At 70.9% G+C, this 16,022-nt stretch carries 16 protein-coding genes; 10 read left to right on the top strand and 6 right to left on the bottom strand.

Annotation, left to right across the window (positions count from 1 at the left end; translation table 11 throughout):
• Positions 1–141 precede the first annotated feature (141 nt).
• Complete coding sequence (locus AC3EO4_RS12215) at positions 142–1,281, top strand: ROK family transcriptional regulator (RefSeq protein WP_379568176.1); 1,140 nt, start codon at positions 142–144, stop codon at positions 1,279–1,281.
• Between the two features lie 83 nt (positions 1,282–1,364).
• Positions 1,365–3,473 carry an NAD-dependent DNA ligase LigA gene (gene ligA, locus AC3EO4_RS12210; protein ID WP_431895420.1) on the top strand — a complete coding sequence of 703 codons (2,109 nt, stop codon included), beginning with the start codon at positions 1,365–1,367 and terminating at the stop codon, positions 3,471–3,473.
• A 4-nt stretch (positions 3,474–3,477) separates the two neighbouring features.
• Here ligA and AC3EO4_RS12205 read toward each other — a convergent pair whose 3' ends face one another.
• Positions 3,478–3,726, bottom strand: coding sequence for an SCO4226 family nickel-binding protein (locus AC3EO4_RS12205; RefSeq protein WP_379568180.1), 249 nt, complete (start codon positions 3,724–3,726; stop codon positions 3,478–3,480).
• Between the two features lie 130 nt (positions 3,727–3,856).
• On the opposite strand from AC3EO4_RS12205, the gene AC3EO4_RS12200 reads away from it, so the two are divergent.
• A complete protein-coding gene (locus AC3EO4_RS12200; protein WP_431895565.1) occupies positions 3,857–4,399 on the top strand; it encodes a phosphotransferase family protein in 543 nt (180 codons plus the stop codon).
• A 59-nt stretch (positions 4,400–4,458) separates the two neighbouring features.
• Here the strand turns inward: AC3EO4_RS12200 and AC3EO4_RS12195 are convergent, their stop codons facing one another.
• Positions 4,459–5,178: a hypothetical protein gene (locus AC3EO4_RS12195; protein ID WP_431895418.1), complete on the bottom strand. Its 720-nt coding sequence runs from the start codon at positions 5,176–5,178 to the stop codon at positions 4,459–4,461.
• A gap of 612 nt (positions 5,179–5,790) precedes the next feature.
• Here AC3EO4_RS12195 and AC3EO4_RS12190 point away from each other — a divergent pair.
• The 3 genes from AC3EO4_RS12190 (at position 5,791) to AC3EO4_RS12180 (ending at position 7,602) form a co-directional block, all read left to right on the top strand.
• A complete protein-coding gene (locus tag AC3EO4_RS12190; RefSeq protein WP_379568184.1) occupies positions 5,791–6,366 on the top strand; it encodes a DoxX family protein in 576 nt (191 codons plus the stop codon).
• Positions 6,367–6,779: 413 nt separating this feature from the next.
• Positions 6,780–6,992 carry a hypothetical protein gene (locus AC3EO4_RS12185; protein ID WP_379568186.1) on the top strand — a complete coding sequence of 71 codons (213 nt, stop codon included), beginning with the start codon at positions 6,780–6,782 and terminating at the stop codon, positions 6,990–6,992.
• A 73-nt stretch (positions 6,993–7,065) separates the two neighbouring features.
• Positions 7,066–7,602 (top strand): hypothetical protein, encoded by a 537-nt coding sequence (locus AC3EO4_RS12180; protein ID WP_379568188.1) that lies wholly within the window; start codon positions 7,066–7,068, stop codon positions 7,600–7,602.
• A gap of 170 nt (positions 7,603–7,772) precedes the next feature.
• Here the strand turns inward: AC3EO4_RS12180 and AC3EO4_RS12175 are convergent, their stop codons facing one another.
• From AC3EO4_RS12175 to AC3EO4_RS12160, 4 genes are all read right to left on the bottom strand, one after another.
• Complete coding sequence (locus tag AC3EO4_RS12175; protein WP_431895414.1) at positions 7,773–8,705, bottom strand: NADP-dependent oxidoreductase; 933 nt, start codon at positions 8,703–8,705, stop codon at positions 7,773–7,775.
• Positions 8,706–9,053: 348 nt separating this feature from the next.
• A complete protein-coding gene (locus tag AC3EO4_RS12170; protein WP_379568192.1) occupies positions 9,054–10,037 on the bottom strand; it encodes a GlxA family transcriptional regulator in 984 nt (327 codons plus the stop codon).
• A gap of 8 nt (positions 10,038–10,045) precedes the next feature.
• Positions 10,046–10,459 (bottom strand): universal stress protein, encoded by a 414-nt coding sequence (locus tag AC3EO4_RS12165; RefSeq protein ID WP_379568194.1) that lies wholly within the window; start codon positions 10,457–10,459, stop codon positions 10,046–10,048.
• Between the two features lie 12 nt (positions 10,460–10,471).
• A complete protein-coding gene (locus AC3EO4_RS12160; RefSeq protein WP_431895412.1) occupies positions 10,472–11,677 on the bottom strand; it encodes a YbfB/YjiJ family MFS transporter in 1,206 nt (401 codons plus the stop codon).
• A 298-nt stretch (positions 11,678–11,975) separates the two neighbouring features.
• On the opposite strand from AC3EO4_RS12160, the gene AC3EO4_RS12155 reads away from it, so the two are divergent.
• The 4 genes from AC3EO4_RS12155 to AC3EO4_RS12140 are packed head-to-tail and all read left to right on the top strand — an operon-like array spanning position 11,976 to position 16,017.
• The gene (locus AC3EO4_RS12155) at positions 11,976–12,392 is read left to right on the top strand and encodes a YciI family protein (protein WP_379568198.1); all 417 of its coding nucleotides are present in this window, start codon (positions 11,976–11,978) and stop codon (positions 12,390–12,392) included.
• Positions 12,393–12,399: 7 nt separating this feature from the next.
• Positions 12,400–13,647, top strand: coding sequence for an RNA polymerase sigma factor (locus AC3EO4_RS12150; RefSeq protein ID WP_431895410.1), 1,248 nt, complete (start codon positions 12,400–12,402; stop codon positions 13,645–13,647).
• A 50-nt stretch (positions 13,648–13,697) separates the two neighbouring features.
• Entirely contained in the window at positions 13,698–14,237 is a 540-nt protein-coding gene (locus AC3EO4_RS12145; protein ID WP_431895409.1) for a CGNR zinc finger domain-containing protein, read from the top strand.
• Positions 14,238–14,247: 10 nt separating this feature from the next.
• Complete coding sequence (locus AC3EO4_RS12140) at positions 14,248–16,017, top strand: CocE/NonD family hydrolase (RefSeq protein ID WP_431895408.1); 1,770 nt, start codon at positions 14,248–14,250, stop codon at positions 16,015–16,017.
• The last annotated feature ends 5 nt before the right edge of the window (positions 16,018–16,022 follow it).

Raw genomic sequence — 16,022 nt, 5'->3', positions numbered from 1 at the left:
AACCCTCCCACCGCCACGGCAGCCTGGTGGAGATCCCGTGACACTTCCTTCGATATCGAAGATAAAGCGGACCGTAATGGATGATTTCGCGATAAGTCAACACATTGTCGTACGAAGGTAAAGCATGGTATTCATCTGCTCATGTCTGGCAAAGAGCGGCTACCCGTGACGGGGGCGCAGGGGGGTCTGCTGCGGCTCGTCGCCACCGGCCAGGCCGAGTCACGAGCCGATCTGGCGCGGCTGTCCGGCCTGGCCGCCTCCAGCGTTTCGCTGCGGGTGGAGGAGCTCCTCGAGGCCAGGCTGCTGGTCGAGGAGGGCTCGGGCACCTCCCGCGGCGGGCGCAGACCGCGCAGGCTGCGGCTGGCGCCGAGCGCGGGACTGCTGGCGGTCGCCGACCTCGGCTCCCATCACGTGCGGCTCGGCCTGCTCGACCTGAGCGGGGCGCCGCTCGCCGTACAGGAGAGAACGTGTGACATCTCGGCGGGCCCCGAGGCGGTGCTCGACTGGATGGCCGACGCCTTCGACGACCTGCTGCGCACGCACGCGCCCCCCGGGATGCCGCTCCGCGGCGTCGGCACCGGCATCCCCGGGCCCGTGGACCCCGCCTCCGGGCGCGTGGTCGGCCCCTCGCGCATGCCCGGATGGAACAACTACCCGGTCGCCGACCATCTGGGCGCCCGCTACGACCTGCCCGTGCTGGTGGAGAACGACGCCAACCTCATGGCCGTCGGCGAGGCCCGCTCGTGGCCTGGTTCGGACAACCTCATGGTGCTCAAGACCGGCACCGGCATAGGGTGCGGCGTGATCGTCAACGGCCGGCTGCACAGGGGTAGGGGCGCGGCGGGCGACATCAGCCACGTCAGGGTGCGCACCGACTCGTCGGTCATGTGCTCGTGCGGCCACCCCGACTGCCTGGAGGCGTACGCCAGCGGAGCCGCGCTCATGTCGGCGCTGGCCGAGGCGGGGATCGTGGTGGACCGGCCGGCCGACATCATCGGGCTGGTCAGCGACGCCGTGCCGGAGGCGACCAGCCTGGTGCGCGGCGCGGGACGGCTGATCGGCGAGGTCCTCACGGTGCTCGTCAACTTCTTCAACCCCGATGTGATCGCCGTCGGGGGCAGCCTGTCGGCGGCCGAGCCGCTGATCGCGGCGATCAGGGCGGCGGTGTACGAGCGCTGCCTGCCGCTGGCCACCCGCGACCTGGAGATCGCTCCGGCACGGGCGGGCAAGGACGTGGCGCTGCTGGGCGCGGGCGCGCTCCTCCTCGACGCCGTGCTCTGACACGGCGGCGGGGCCGGCCTCGACCTCTTCCGATGCCTCTTCCAGCGGCCGGAATTGTCGGTGCCGACAGGCATGATGAGTTCATGAGCGACGCGCCCCCGATCACCGCCCTGGCCGACCAGTCCGCCTACGCCGAGGCAGTCCGGCTGGCGGTCGACGCCTCCGCCGCCTACTACGCCGACGGCACCTCCACGCTCGACGACGACGCCTACGACCGGCTGGTGCGCGGGATCGCCGCCTACGAGGAGGCCCACCCCGGCGAGGTGCTGCCCGACTCGCCGACAGGCAAGGTGGCAGGCGGCGCGGTGGTGGGCGACGTCCCTCACACGGTGCCGATGCTCTCCCTCGACAACGTCTTCCGAGCCGAGCAGCTGGCCGACTGGGCCGCATCGGTGGAGCGCAGGCTCGGCCGTCCCGTCACCGCGTGGAGCGTCGAGCCCAAGCTCGACGGCCTCGCGATCTCCGCGCGCTATCGGCGTGGCCGCCTGGTCCAGCTGGTCACCCGCGGTGACGGCACCGCCGGCGAGGACGTGTCCCACGCCATCGGCACCGTCGTCGGGCTGCCCGACCGGCTGGCCGAGGAGATCACGGTGGAGCTGCGCGGCGAGGTGATGATGACGGCCGAGCAGTTCGACGCCGCCTGCGCCAAGCGCCAGGCCCACGACGGCACCACGTTCGCCAACGCGCGCAGCGCGGCCGCCGGCACGCTTCGCGCGCAGGACCGGCCGTACACCTGCGAGCTGACGTTCTTCGGGTACGGCGCGCTGCCCCTGCCGCCCGACGACGACTCCGCGCTCGCGACGCGGCTGCGTGAGCTGCCGCACGGCGAGATCATGCGGTGGGTGGCCGCGCATGGTGTGCAGACGACCGCGGCCACGCCCGTGGCCGGGATCGTCGCGACCACGATCGAGCAGGTGCTGGAGCGCGTCGAGCAGATCGCCGCCGCGCGCGCCGAGCTGCCCTTCGGCATCGACGGCATCGTCATCAAGTGCGACCTGGCCGCCGACCAGGCGCAGGCCGGGTTCGGCACGCGCGCGCCGCGTTGGGCGATCGCCTACAAGCTGCCCGCCACCGAGAAGATCACCAAGCTGCTCGCCGTGGAGTGGAACACGGGGCGCACGGGCGTCATCGCTCCGCGTGCCGTTCTGGAGCCCGTCCTCCTCGACGGGAGCGTCGTCGAGTACGCCACCCTGCACAATGTCGCCGACATCACCCGCCGCGGGCTCATGCTCGGCGACAGCGTGGTCGTCTACAAGGCGGGTGACGTGATCCCGCGCGTGGAGTCCCCCGTGGTGCACCTGCGCACCGGTGACGAGCGGCCGATCGAGATCCCGCAGGTCTGCCCAAACTGCGGCGACGCGATCGACACCAGCCAGGAGCGCTGGCGGTGCGTGCGCGGCCGCGACTGCAGGGCGATCGCCTCGATCGGATACGCCGCGGGCCGCGACCAGCTCGACATCGAAGGGCTCGCCGACAACCGGATCCAGCAGCTGCTCGACGCCGGGCTCATCGCCGACTTCGCCGACCTGTTCTTCCTGACCCGCGAGCAGGTGCTCGGCCTGGAGCGGATGGGCGAGGTCAGCACCGACAACCTGCTGGCCGCGCTCGAACGGGCCAAGGGCCAGCCGTTGAGCAGGGTGTTCGCCGCGCTCGGCGTGCGCGGCACGGGCCGTGCGATGAGCCGCCGCATCGCCCGCCACTTCGGCACGATGGAGGCCGTCCGCGTGGCCGACGCGGCGGCGATCCAAGAGGTGGAGGGCATCGGCTCGGCGAAGGCCGCCGTCGTGGTGGCCGAACTGGTCGAGGTGGGCCCGATCATCGACAAGCTGGTCAAGGCGGGCGTGAACATGACCGAACCCGGCGTGTCCCCCGCCTCCGACTCCGCTTCCGGTTCGTCCGGCGACGCCTCCGGCGGTGCCGAAGGCGACGCGGCGGTGGCCGCGCTTCCGCTGGCGGGGATGTCGGTCGTGGTGACGGGCGCGATGAGCGGACCGCTGGAGGCGCTGTCGCGCAACGAGATGAACGAGCTCATCGAGCGCGCGGGAGGGAAGGCGTCCTCCAGCGTGTCGGCGAAGACGTCGTTGCTGGTCGCGGGCGAGAAGGCGGGCTCCAAACGCGCCAAGGCGGAGAGCCTGGGCGTCAGGATCGCCACCCCTGACGAGTTCGCCGACCTGGTCAGCGCCCTGCTCTGAGCGGTCAGGCCATCAACGGCACCGCGTGGATCTCATCGGCGGGGTGACCGGCCCGCTGGTGTATGCGCTGGACGGCTTCCGCGTCCGGGGCTTCCGACAGGCAGTAGATCAGGCCCTCGGTCGGGTCGGCCCACGCATGCTCGAAAGTCACCCCCTCCTCGGCCTGTATCGCGAGGTCGGCGGCGTGTGCTTCCTGAAGCTGCTGGTCGGTGATGCCCACCATGCCGTGATGGACGTCCATGAACTTCGCCATGGCTTCCTCCTCAACCGGCTGACCTGCCGGAACCTTCCCAGATTAGGTCGGACACCGAACGCCGGTCTCCCAAGGCTTGCTCAAATAGCCGCACCCGCTCCCCTCTCCTTCCCCAGGTCACACGGCCAGACTGCGGTTCGTACCGCAATTCGGCGGACCCGCTTTCAGGCTAGGTCCACGATTCCCGCGCGCGAGGGCTGGCCAGCGGTGGCTGCAGGTCCCGCCCGTCCTTCCGGGCGGGCGGCGGCGTGCCCTTGCGGCCGCGCGCGGCTGGTCGAGGCCGCGCTGCCACAACGACCTGTCCCCCGGCAACACCATCTACTCAGGCGGCAGAGCGATCGCGTTCGTCGATTGGGACCTGGCCGCACCCGGCCGGCGCATCCACGACGTGGCGCACCTGTGCTGGCAATTCACCCGCCTGCGTGAGGTCGAGCCGACCCTGGCGGGGATGCGAGCCATCTGCGAGGGGTACGACCTGACCGACCGATCCGAGCTGGTCGCAGCCGTGCTGGGGTGGCAGGAGCGCTGCCGCACCGGCATCGAGCGGGCCGCCCGCGCCGGGGACCCGGCCATGCTGCGGCTGCAAGGGCGCAGAGTGGTGGATGAGATCCACGCCGCAGAACAGTGGGTGAGGGCCCAACGGAAGACGCTGGAGGAAGGGCTGCGTCAGTGACCCGGCCCCGGGCCACGTGGCGGGAGGCGGCGCAGGCTCGCTTGGGGCATGGGCCGTGCTCACGGGTCCAAGGCGGCGCCGTCTTCGCTGGTGGATTCGACCCGGGGCCGTTGCCCCCGGCTGGTCACGACGGCCACGGCGAGCGTGCCGAGGAACATGATCCAGCAGATCACCAAGACCACGGCGTGGACGTGCTTGGCGGTGCTCACCATGGGCCATCCGGTTCGGGGATCGGCCGGGAGCGGACGTAGCAGTCCGAGCGGATCCTCAAGGACGACGATCGACTCCGCCGGATCACCGTCCGTGCGGACCGCCTCCAGCCGTGCCCCCACGAACTCACTCCCCATCATCGCGCCACCGCCCACCTCGTCGCCGCTCGGCCCTTCAAGCTTCAGAAAGTTCGTGCAGACATATGAGGTGGCGGCATCCTGGCCGTGGGCCTGCTCGCCACACTCGCGAATCGTGTCCGCGACTGTGGCCTCGACCGGTCGGCCCAGGACGGTCAAGTACAAAGCGTGCAGGGGTTGCGCTCCACCGAGAAAAGTGACCAGGCCGAGGATCAGTTGCGTCAGTGCCGCGGCGGCGACCCACCGCAGTCGGCCGCCCAGGAAGAGCAGCAGCAGAAGCGGCGCGGCCAGCAGGCCGCCCATGTTGGCCATGAGCATCACGAAGGAGAGGATCCCGCCGTCGTTCCTGCCGAGGATCGACGGCGCCACCAGATCGCATATGAGGCATGCCACGAGTGCGAGCAGACGTCCCTGCCACGGCTTCGAAAGCATCGCTCTGTCCCCCTACGTCATCACCGGTCACGCCGCCGTGCCCGGCGCGGGAGCGACCGGAGTACTCCGCCCGCTCGCCACGCTCCAGTCGTGCACGGCCATGCAGGGCGGCCGTCACGTCTGATCACACAAGTACTGATCGATCATCCACGTCGTCCTCGGCCCGATCAATACGCTCTGGCCCGCCTGACGACACCCTGATCGCATCGGTGGGCGGCTGCGAGACCACGGTGTCCACAGGTGATGCAGACGCCTTGAACGTCGACCGTGCCGAGGCGATCGTCCAGGGATCGGCTGGAGCGTCCGTTGGGTGACGGCTGCTTCGGAGAGGTGTGGCGGGCCGCTGATCTGCCGCGGGATCAGGCGGTCGCGATCAAGTTCCTGCACCGGAAGATCTCTGCTCGATACCCGTACCACGGGAACCGTCCCAACCCGCAGTCACGGTACACATTCGTGTTTCCGCAGGTGGACGGCATCCCGCGTGTCCCACCGTGTCCCACGGACAGCGCGCGCGACCTCGCCGCGGTGGTCGAATCAGTCCTGTCACCACGTACCGACCACCACGTGCTGACGAAGGAACAATCAACCCGACAAGAAAGGTCGTGACAGGACATGAACCGGCACGTCAGCGAGAACCTTCTCGACGCCAAGGACATCGAGCAGCAGCCCAAGCGGCGCGGAACGAGGTTCACGCTCAACGGCGCACTCTGGCCACTTCAAGTGCTGTTCGGCTTCTTCTTCGCCGGCAGCGGCTTCGGCAAGGTGCTGCTGTATGACGAAGCTCTGTACGCGGCGGCGCCCCGGGCCGTGGCTTGGTACGCCGCGGTGCCGCAACCCCTGATCGTCTTCATCGGGGTCTGTGAGGTCCTAGGCGGCATCGGCCTGATCCTGCCGGCGATGACGGGCGTCAAGCCGAAGCTGACGCCGCTCGCCGCCGTCGGCCTGACGCTGACGATGATCCTCGCGGCCGGCTTTCACGTCACGCGCGGCGAATACGCATTGGTGCCTGCGAATCTCCTGCTGGGAGGCGCCGCGGCGTTCATCGCGATCGGACGATGGAAGCTGAGGCCCGTCGCGCCCGTGATCACCACCACCTCACGCGTGCTCAAGTCGTTCGTGGTCCTCGGCGCACTGGTCCTGCTGGTATTCGCTCCGACGTGGTACACGATGACGCACGTCCCATTCTGATCACTGTGATTCGCACCCCGACCGCCCCGACGACCTCGCCCGGCATGAGCGGCTCATGGAGGGGCGCCGAGCGGGTGCGTCCGGAGGGCCCGGCAGCTGTTTCCAGGCGCTCACGCACGTTCCGGGCGCTCACGCACGTTTCCGGGCGCTCACGCACGTTTCCGGGCCGCCCCGCAGGCGCTGCCCGACGCCAGCCCGGTCGCCGCAGCACTCGCCGAGCTGCATCCGGCCACCCTCGGCCGCTCCGTCCGGCTCGGCGAACAGACTTCCGCCCGCATCACCCAGGCCGCCCACTGCCTGCTGGAGCTGACCGGTGCTCTGGCCGGTCAAAGTCCTCTGGCTGTCCTCGAACGGCATTGCGGACTGCGCGACGGTTGGCAGTCGACCCCGACTCCAGACAGAGAGGAACCAACATGCGCACCCGGCGGAAACTGTCGAAGCTCGCGGCTGCGGTCACGGCGGCCGGAGGACTCGCGTTCACCGGAATGTCGTCGGCGGCCGCCGACGATCATCCGGCCCTGGGGAACGCCGCCCCGCTCACCTGCGGCAGCGGCGTGCTCCTCGACGGCCTCCGGGCCCTCACGATCACTGAGAGCGGCCGCGACGAGGTGTGCCGCCGCAGGTGAGAGCGCTGATGGCGGAGCCGTGCGGGCCTACCACCGGCTTGCCATGACGCCAGGTTGACGCCATAGTGGCGTCATGGATCTCGCGCCTTACGTCGACTATCTGCGCCAGGAGCTGGCGGCCGCTGCCGAAGTCGGGGGTGAGGAAGCCCGCGCGCTCGCCGAGCGGCTCACCGGGCCGCTGGAGTCCGCCACCAGGCTAGCCCTGCTGGAAGCGCTGTCGAAGGCGGCCGACGAGATCACCCGCGACCTGGCGCCCGGGTCGGTCGACGTCCGCCTGCGCGGTCGCGACCCCGACTTCGTCGTCAGGATGCCGCTCGAGGAGTCGGCGGACGAGGGCCTCGACTCCACACCCGCAGCCGCCTCCCCGTTGAGGCCGCCCGCTCCGCCGCTGCCGCCGGAGGGCGACGAGGGCGGTACCTCGCGCATCAACTTCCGGCTGCCTGAGCATCTCAAGGCCAGGGTCGAGGACGCGGCGGGCAAGGAGAGCCTGTCGGTCAACGCCTGGCTCGTCCGGGCCGTCGCGGCCACCCTCGATCCCGACGAGAACCGCCGCCCCGGTCGCCGCACCGCCACCGCATCGGGCCGCCGCTACACGGGCTGGGTCCGCTAACCCCGCGCGGTCAACCGGCAGGGCCGCCGATCCTGGCGCCCAGGAGCAGGGCCGCCGATTCGCCGTCCCGGAGCGGGGCCGCCGGTCCGCTCGCCCGCCGGTGCCGGACCGGGCAGTTGATCCCAAGGGCGCCGAGCAACGCCGGTCCGGGTTGGCCGGGAGCAGGGGCATCAGATGCCGGGCGGCTCGTCGGCTACCTGGATGATCGTCCTGCCGGGGGCGCGCCGCTTCGCCGTGAGCGCGGTTCGAGCCTCGGCCAGCGAGTGAACGGCGCCCACGAGCGGGCGCAGCCGTCCCTCCTGGACCCGCCGGGCCAGGTCGGCGAGCCGATACCGGTCGGGTTCGACGATGAAGAAGATCGCGCGGCCGTCCTCGGGCCGGACCTTGGGAGGTGCGGCGATGGTGACGAGAGTTCCGCCGGGCCGTACCAGGGCGGCTGAGCGGTCGAGCACCTCGCCCCCGATCACGTCCAGCACCACGTCCACCGGTCCTGCATCCTCCAGCCGGTCGCTCTGAAGGTCGACGAACGCGTCAGCGCCCAGCTCCAGAGCCGTGTCCCGGGCGGCGGCGCGGCCTGTGGCGATCACGCGGGCCCCGGCGTCGTGGGCGAGCTGGACAGCGAGCGATCCGACCCCGCCCGCCGCGCCGTGGATCAGCACGCTCTGCCCTGCCTCCAGTCGTCCGTGGTCGAAGAGGCCCTGCCATGCGGTGAGCCCGGAGACGGGCAGCGCGGCGCCGTGCACGTGCTCGATCGTCGCCGGCAGCGGCGCCAGGTTGCGGGCCTCCACCGCCACGTACTGGGCGAGCGTGCCGTCGCGCGTCCAGTCCGTCAGCCCGAACACGCGCTGCCCCACGGTCAGGCCGGAGGTGCCCAGTCCCAGCTCGGCCACCACACCGGACACCTCGTGCCCGGGGATCGTGGGCGTGCGGTCACGGCCGGCGCGATCGATCCAGGTGCCCGGCCAGTCGAGCTCTCCGGGCGTGAATCCGGCCGCGTGCACCTTGACGATGACGTCGTTCTCGGACGCGTGCGGATAGGGCGCGTCCTCCCACACCAGCCCGTCCAGTCCGGCATCCCGGTCGCGTGTCCTGATCGCCTTCATCGTGTTCCTCTCGCACATGGTTCTTGCCGATCAGAGCGGCGTTGTCCTGCCGGAAAACCCACCCCTGGGGCCCGACTCATCGGACGAGGACCGGCCGTGCGCCGTCATCATGTGAAGACGCGCTGTCTCTACGGGCCGTGCCCACCAGCGCGCTCAGCATCGTTCGTTCACTCGTCGACGGCCAAGCTACAAGCCGATTTGGCTGGTTGTAAGTACCAATTCCGAACGAAGTGATTGGGCCAAACAAATCCTCCAAGGCGGCGGTGACCTGGCCGTGTTCCGCCCACGATGAGGCGAGGGCTGAAGCGCGTTCGTCCGCCCCGGCCCCGCCCTGCGACGACGAGGCGCTCAGGACGTCGGGCAGCCGTCGCCGGTGGTCCTGAACCGGGCCCGGTAGGCCACAGGGGGCACTCCGAGTTCGCGGACGAAGGCTCGGCGCATCGTCTCGGGCGAGCCGAACCCCGATCGGCGGGCGACCACGTCGAGTGGCTGGTCTCCCGTCTCCAGCAGGTTCTTGGCCCGCTCCATGCGGGCCTGCTCGACGTACCGGGCGGGCGTCGTGTCGAGCTCCTGGCGGAAGAGCCTGGTCAGCTGGCGTACGCTGACGCCCGCCCGTTCGGCCATCGCCTCCAGGCTGTGGTCACCTGCCGGGTCGAGGATGACGGCGTCGAGCGCCGTCCTGAGCGGCTCGCACCGCTGGGCCGGCGGGTTGAGGCGGACGCTGAACTGTGACTGGCCGCCCGGCCTCTGCATGAAGACGACCAGGTGCTTGGCGACGGTCCTGGCCAGGTCGGCTCCGTGGTCGGCCTCGACGAGGCCGAGCGTCAGGTCGATGCCCGAGCTGATCCCCGCCGAGGTGACCACCTTGCCGTCCCTGACGAAGATGGCGTCGCCGTCCACGTTGATCTTCGGGTAGTCGTGGGCGAGCCGTTCGGCCAGGTCCCAGTGCGTGGCGGCCCGGTGACCGTCGAGCAGTCCCGCGGCGGCGAGCACGAAGGCTCCTGCGCACACGGACGCCACCTGCTCGGCCTTGTGCGACAGCCGCCTGACCTGCTCGAGCAGCGGCTGGTCGGCGGCGGTCGCCGCCACGTCGGGACTGCCGGGCACGAGCAGGACGTGCACGCTCTCGTCGAGATCCTCCATCGCGACGTCGGCGCCCATCCTGAAGCCGCCGCTCGTCACGATGTCGCGGCCACCGGGCGAGGCGAGCACCGGCCGGTAGTCGGCGCCGTGCTCGTTCGCCACGGTGAACACCTCGAGCGGGCCGGTCACATCGAGCAGGCGGACGCCGTCGTACACGACGACGACCACGGCTCGACCAGCCCGCCCCATGCTGCGATTCATACCACGAGCAGCAACGATGCGGGAGCGCGGAGGCTGACCTCATGACTCACGCTTGACCCGAGCAGCGCGCCGATCCTGCCGTGGTGGCCGGGGCCGAGCACGATCAGGTCGCTGCCGAGCTCGCGTGCCCTGGTCACGATGAGGTCGGCGACGTTCTCGTGCAGGACGTCGGCGACCTCCCCCTCGGCGTTGACGCCCGCCGCGCGCAGCCTGACGACCTCGCGATCGATCACGGCCTGGGCCACGTCGTCGTCCTCCAGGTCGACGACCCTGTCGTAGACGGCCTCCGCCTCGTCCGCGTGCAGGACATGGACGGCGGCGCCGGTCGCCTTCGCGAGATACTCGACGGCGTCCATGACCCTGGCGGCCCTGGTGGAACCGTCGATGGCGGTGAGGATGTGCTGGTACACGGGGTTCTCCGATCAGGAAGCGGTGTGTTCGCGCTGGACGAGCGCGGTCAGAGCGGCCAGGACGAGCAGCCCCGCCGACAGCCACAGGCCGCGGGCGATGCCGCCTTCGCCGTCCGACATCAGCCCTGACAGGAGCGGGCCCACGGCCTGCCCGACGGAGAAGGCGACGGTCAGCAGGGCGATGCCCGCCGTCCAGCCCGACGCGGGCAGCATGCGGCGCGCGATCACGGTCGCGGCCGTGGGTCCCGCCATGAAGCCGCCGCCGAAGACGACGGCCGACAGCAGGGCGGCCACGAGGCCCGCGGGCATGAGCAGCACGGGCAGGACGCCGAGGAACACCAGGGCGGCCACGAGGGCGGGCGCGCGTCCCGCGCGAAGGCGTCCGACCAGGTGCCCCCAGACGCTGAGCGTGGCGACGACCGACGCGACGCCGAGGACGACGAAGAACAGCGCGGTCATCGACGCGCCGAGCCCCTGCGACTTCAGCAGCGCGATGACGAACGTCATGTAGCTGACGTAGCCCGCGCCGAACAGGATGTACCAGGCGAACGTCGGCCCGAGGCGGCGGATCTGCTCGCCGGACAGCGTGGCCGCGTGCGTGCCCGTCGCCTCGGCCACCGCCCTGGCGCCTAGCCAGGCCGGGACCAGCGCGATCATGGCCAGCACGCCCATGAGCAGCCAGCCCGTCCGCCATCCCGCGTCGCCCGACGAGAGCGCGGCGGGAACGACGAGGCCGGAGATGACGACCCCGATGCCCACGCCTGTCATGTAGACGGCGACGAGCAGCGCGGAACGGCGTTGCACGGCGCCCACGGCGATGCGGGAGGCCAGCGCCGATCCCACCACGAAGGCGACCGCGGTGGTGAACCCACCGGCGAATCGCAGTCCCAGCAGGACCGGCAGGCTCGCCGTCGCCGCCGTCGCCAGCAGCGCGACGCCGCTCAGGGCGAGGCTCCACAGGAACGCCGCGCGGCTTCCCCTCTTCCTGGCCCAGAAGGCGGCGCCGGCGGCGCCCAGGATGTACCCGAGCGCGTTCGCGGTGTTCATGCCGCCCGCCTGGGCGTAGCTCCAGTGCAGTTCCTGGTGCATGGGCGGCAGCAGCAGCGCGTACGCGAAGCGGGTGAAGCCCAGCGCCACCACCGGCCCCGCGGCCAGGCCGAGCGCGATCAACGCCTGCGAGGCGAGGCTCGTCTGCCTTTCAGTGGAGAGTGCGGTCATGACCGGACTCCTCCACGCGCGTACCTCTTCATGATCTCTCCTTTCGTCAGCGGCCGACAGCAGTCATCAAGGCCCGGAGCACCCCGATCGATGGCCGCACTTCTGGACATCCCTCCCTCGAATCCGGCCACGTGGGATCGACGGGCTCACGCCATGCGATCGCGTATGCCGGTGCGCGCCGGTCTGTGACATGCGTCACAATCGGTGATTGTTCGTGGCAAGGTGTCAACGTGGGGTGCGGCGGCTACGACGTCTCCGGTGAAGGCGCCGACGGGCACCGAGGAGAGAAGAGGGCACGATGAAGTACATGATCATGCTGTACGCCTCGCAGCAGGACTACGACGCCATGGCGGAGAGCGCGGCGAACCCGTCGCCCTCGACCGGCGAGGACTTCGCGGCGATGGGCGCGTTCATGGAGCAGTGGAACAAGGAACTGGTCGAGTCCGGCGAGTTCGTCGACGCCCGCGGCCTGGCGGCGCCCGTGCACACCAGGCGGGTCCGCCTGCGCGACGGCGCCCCGGTCGTGACCGACGGGCCCTACCCCGAGACCGCCGAGGTCCTCGCCGGTTACACGATCGTCGAGTGCGACAGCTTCGACAGGGCCACCGAGATCGCCGCCCGCCTGACCGAGTGTCCCGCGCCCGCGCACGTGCGGGCCAGGGCGATGGCGGACGTGCGGCTGATCGTCGAGGAGCGCGGCGACCTGGAAGCATGACCTTCCCATGACCGGAGAGCACGCCGAGGAACGTGTCGAGGATCTGCTGCGCCGGTTGGCGCCGCAGGTGCTCGGGGCGCTCGTGCGCCGCTACGGGCATTTCGACAGCGCGGAGGACGCCGTCCAGGAGGCCATGATCGCGGCCTCCCGGCAGTGGCCGGTCGAGGGGATGCCGGTCAACCCGCGCGCCTGGCTGATCACGGTCGCCTCCCGGAGGCTGACGGACCTGCTGCGCAGCGAGCAGGCGCGCCAGCGTCGCGAGGACACCGTCGCCCTGTGGGCGACGCGCGAGGACCGGGTGGCGTCCCCGGCGGACCGGCCTGCCGCCGACTCCGACGACACGCTCATCCTGCTGTTCATGTGCTGCCATCCCGCGCTGTCGCCCGCGCTGCAGATCGCACTCACGCTGCGCACCGTCGGCGGGCTGACCACGGCGGAGATCGCCCGCGCCTTCCTCGTGCCCGAGACGACCATGACGGCGCGCATCAGCAGGGCCAAGCAGCGCATCAGGGCGAGCGGCGTGCCGTTCCGCGTCCCTGCCGAGTCCGAGCGCGCCGACCGGCTCACGGCCGTGCTGCACGTCCTCTATCTGATCTTCACCGAGGGGTACGCGAGCACGTCGGGCAGCGACCTGTACCGGAGCGAACTGGCGGCCGAGGCGATCAGGCTGACCAGGATCGTCCACGGGCTGCTGCCGCGCGACGGCGAGGTGGCGGGGCTGCTCGCGCTCATGTTGCTCACCGACGCGCGCCGCCGTGCGAGGACGGGCCGCGACGGGGCGCTGATCCCGCTGGCCGAGCAGGATCGGGCGCTCTGGAAGGCGGAGTACGTCGAGGAGGGCGTGGCGTTGATCTCCGAGGCGCTGCCGCGGGGGCCGGCCGGGCCGTACCAGTTGCAGGCGGCGATCGCGGCGATCCACGACGAGGCGGCGACGGCGGAGGACACGGACTGGCCGCAGATCGTGGCGCTGTACGAGCTGCTGATGCGGATCTCCGACAACCCGATGGTGGCGCTGAACCACGTGGTGGCGGTGGCGATGGCGGGGGATGTCCCGGCGGGGCTGTCGCTGCTGTCGAAGGTGGAGGCCGATCCGCGCATCACCGGGCATCACCGGGTGCTGGCGGTGCGGGCGCATCTGCTGGAGATGGCCGGTGACGGCGCGGCGGCGAGGGAGTCATACGTGGCGGCGGCCCGGCGTACCGGCAGCCTGCCCGAGCAGCGCTACCTCAACGCGAGGGCATCCCGCCTCAAGTGACGAGCCGGCGTGCACCTAATGCCGTAAGAGGACGATGTAGCATTAGAGCCATGCTCATCGGAGAGCCTCTGGCGCTGGATCTGATCAACACCCGCCCCCTCGACACCGACCTGATCGCCACCCCCGACCTCCTCAGGCGATGGCTCGACCTCGAAGCCGACAGGCTGCCGGGCCTCGACGGGGTGCTGTCGGAGGACGACGTGACGGCCGTGCGCGCCGTACGCGATCATGCGAGCGCCGCCGTCCACGCCCTCCTGAGCGGGGAGCGGCCCGGCGAGGCCGCACTGCGCGGCCTCAACGACGCGCAACGGGCCGCACCCGCCGTCAGGGAGCTGAGCTGGGACGGTGCCGCGCTCACCGCGACAGAGGTCCGCACCGGCCCGCCTGGTGTACGGCTGGCCGCCGCCCTCGCCGAGGCCGCGGCCGACCTGCTGGGCGACCAGGCGAGCGGGAGGATCCGCCAGTGCGAGGCCCACGACTGCGTGATGCTGTTCCTGCCCGCGCATCCCAGGCGGCGCTGGTGCACGGCCGCGCTGTGCGGCAACCGGGCGAGGGTCGCGCGCCACTACCGCCGCCACAGAACGGTGTGAGACTTGGCGGATGAGATCATTATGGGTCGCCGTCTGTACGGCGATCGCCGTGACCACCCCAGTCCACCAGGCGCAGGCCTCCACCTACTCCTACGAGAACGCCATCCGCGAGACCGCGTGGGTGGAGCTCGACGTCGACCTGGATCGCGACGGCCACAGGGACCGCCTGGCCGCTGACGTCATCCGCCCCTCCGAGCCGGCGGCGAGCGGTGAGAAGGTCCCTGTCCTGATGGACATCAGCCCCTACTACGCCTGCTGCGGCAGGGGCAACGAGGCCCAGAAGAAGACCTACGACGCCGACGGCAGGCCGGCCGGGTTTCCGCTCTACTACGACAACTACTTCGTGCCGAAGGGCTACGCGGTGGTGCTGGTCGACATGTCGGGCACCAACAGGTCGACGGGCTGCATGGACCGGGGCGGCCCGCACGACGTGGCCGCCGGCGCGCAGGTGGTGAACTGGCTGAACGGCAGGGCCCGCGCCTACACCAGGCCATTCGGCGGCGAGCCGGTCGGGGCGGGCTGGTCGACGGGCGCGGTCGGCATCTGGGGCAAGTCGCACGACGGGTGGCTGGCCAACGGCATCGCCACGACCGGGGTGCGCGGGCTGAAGACGGTCGTGTCGATCGCCGGCAACACCGACATCTACCGCACCTTCAACGCCAACGGCGCCTGGCGCGGTTACGAGCAGACGGACGCGGGCCCTCCGCAGCTCTACAACGAGCGTGCGATGCGGCTGTGCGCGCCGTTCACGGAGGAGCTGAACAGGCAGGAGGGCACCGACGGCGACTGGAACAGGTACTGGCAGGAGCGCTACTACCCCGGCAAGGCCGACAGGGTACGGGCGAGCGTCTTCGTGACCCAGGGATTCGGCGACTACGCGGTGTCGGCCTCGAACTTCTCCCTCTGGTGGCGGGCGTTGCGGGTGCCGCGCAAGGCGTGGCTGTTCCAGGGCGGCCACGTGGACCCGTTCGACCTGCGCAGGGCCGACTACGTGAGCACGGTCGAGAGGTGGTTCGACAGGTGGCTGCGCGGTGCCGACAACGGTGTGGACCGCGAACCCGCCGTGACGATCGAGCACGCGCCCGGCCAGTGGAGTGACGCGCGGGCGTGGCCCGCGCCCGCCGCGCGCCCGCGGACGTGGTGGCCTCGGCCGGAGGGCCTGTCCACGAGCCGTCCGGAGGCTCCCGCGCAGGCCACTTTCCACGACAACCCGGACATCGGCCGGTTCGAGTGGGTGAAGGACGAGCCCTCCGACAACAGGCTGCTGTACAAGACCGAGCCGCTCGCGACCGAGACCCGCCTGTCGGGCACGGGCCGGGTCACGGTGACGATGAAGTCGTCCACGCCCATCGCCAGGGTGGGCGTCGCCGTGGTCGACTACGGCCCGGCGACGATCAGGGACTACGTCGAGATCACCGGGCAGGGCGGCATCCGCACGCTGACCACCCGCTCGTGCTGGGGGGAGAGCAGCGGCGCCGACAGCGCCTGCTACCTCGACACCGAGACGGCGACCACGACCGTGGACCGCGAGATCGTGGCCACCGGCTGGGCCGACCTCGGCCACCACGCCACGCTGCGGCACGGCCTCCCGCTGGACCCCGGCCGGTTCTACACGATGAGCTTCGACCTGTCGCCGCTCGACCACGTCGTCCCTGCGGGCCACCGTATCGGGCTGGTGATCGGCGGGACCGACTACTGGGAGTTCCTCGATCCCGGCCGGCGCCCCACGCTCACGGTGGATCTGGCGAGAACCTCTCTCACCCTGCCCGCGGTCGGCTGAGCTCC

The organism is Nonomuraea sp. bgisy101 (genome assembly GCF_057708945.1).
The sequence above is the reverse complement of the archived record's forward strand: the minus strand, read 5'-3'. Positions and strand labels throughout refer to the sequence as shown.

Excerpts from the sequence above, each read along its gene's own strand:
- AC3EO4_RS12195 (WP_431895418.1), bottom strand. The coding sequence starts at position 5,178 with ATGCTTTCGAAGCCGTGGCAGGGACGTCTGCTCGCACTCGTGGCATGC.
- AC3EO4_RS12190 (WP_379568184.1), top strand. The coding sequence starts at position 5,791 with ATGAACCGGCACGTCAGCGAGAACCTTCTCGACGCCAAGGACATCGAG.
- AC3EO4_RS12145 (WP_431895409.1), top strand. The coding sequence starts at position 13,698 with ATGCTCATCGGAGAGCCTCTGGCGCTGGATCTGATCAACACCCGCCCC.
- AC3EO4_RS12140 (WP_431895408.1), top strand. The coding sequence starts at position 14,248 with ATGAGATCATTATGGGTCGCCGTCTGTACGGCGATCGCCGTGACCACC.
- AC3EO4_RS12170 (WP_379568192.1), bottom strand. The coding sequence starts at position 10,037 with ATGGGGCGGGCTGGTCGAGCCGTGGTCGTCGTCGTGTACGACGGCGTC.
- AC3EO4_RS12185 (WP_379568186.1), top strand. The coding sequence starts at position 6,780 with ATGCGCACCCGGCGGAAACTGTCGAAGCTCGCGGCTGCGGTCACGGCG.
- AC3EO4_RS12175 (WP_431895414.1), bottom strand. The coding sequence starts at position 8,705 with ATGAAGGCGATCAGGACACGCGACCGGGATGCCGGACTGGACGGGCTG.
- ligA (WP_431895420.1), top strand. The coding sequence starts at position 1,365 with ATGAGCGACGCGCCCCCGATCACCGCCCTGGCCGACCAGTCCGCCTAC.
- AC3EO4_RS12150 (WP_431895410.1), top strand. The coding sequence starts at position 12,400 with ATGACCGGAGAGCACGCCGAGGAACGTGTCGAGGATCTGCTGCGCCGG.
- AC3EO4_RS12205 (WP_379568180.1), bottom strand. The coding sequence starts at position 3,726 with ATGGCGAAGTTCATGGACGTCCATCACGGCATGGTGGGCATCACCGAC.
- AC3EO4_RS12155 (WP_379568198.1), top strand. The coding sequence starts at position 11,976 with ATGAAGTACATGATCATGCTGTACGCCTCGCAGCAGGACTACGACGCC.
- AC3EO4_RS12215 (WP_379568176.1), top strand. The coding sequence starts at position 142 with ATGTCTGGCAAAGAGCGGCTACCCGTGACGGGGGCGCAGGGGGGTCTG.
- AC3EO4_RS12180 (WP_379568188.1), top strand. The coding sequence starts at position 7,066 with ATGGATCTCGCGCCTTACGTCGACTATCTGCGCCAGGAGCTGGCGGCC.
- AC3EO4_RS12160 (WP_431895412.1), bottom strand. The coding sequence starts at position 11,677 with ATGACCGCACTCTCCACTGAAAGGCAGACGAGCCTCGCCTCGCAGGCG.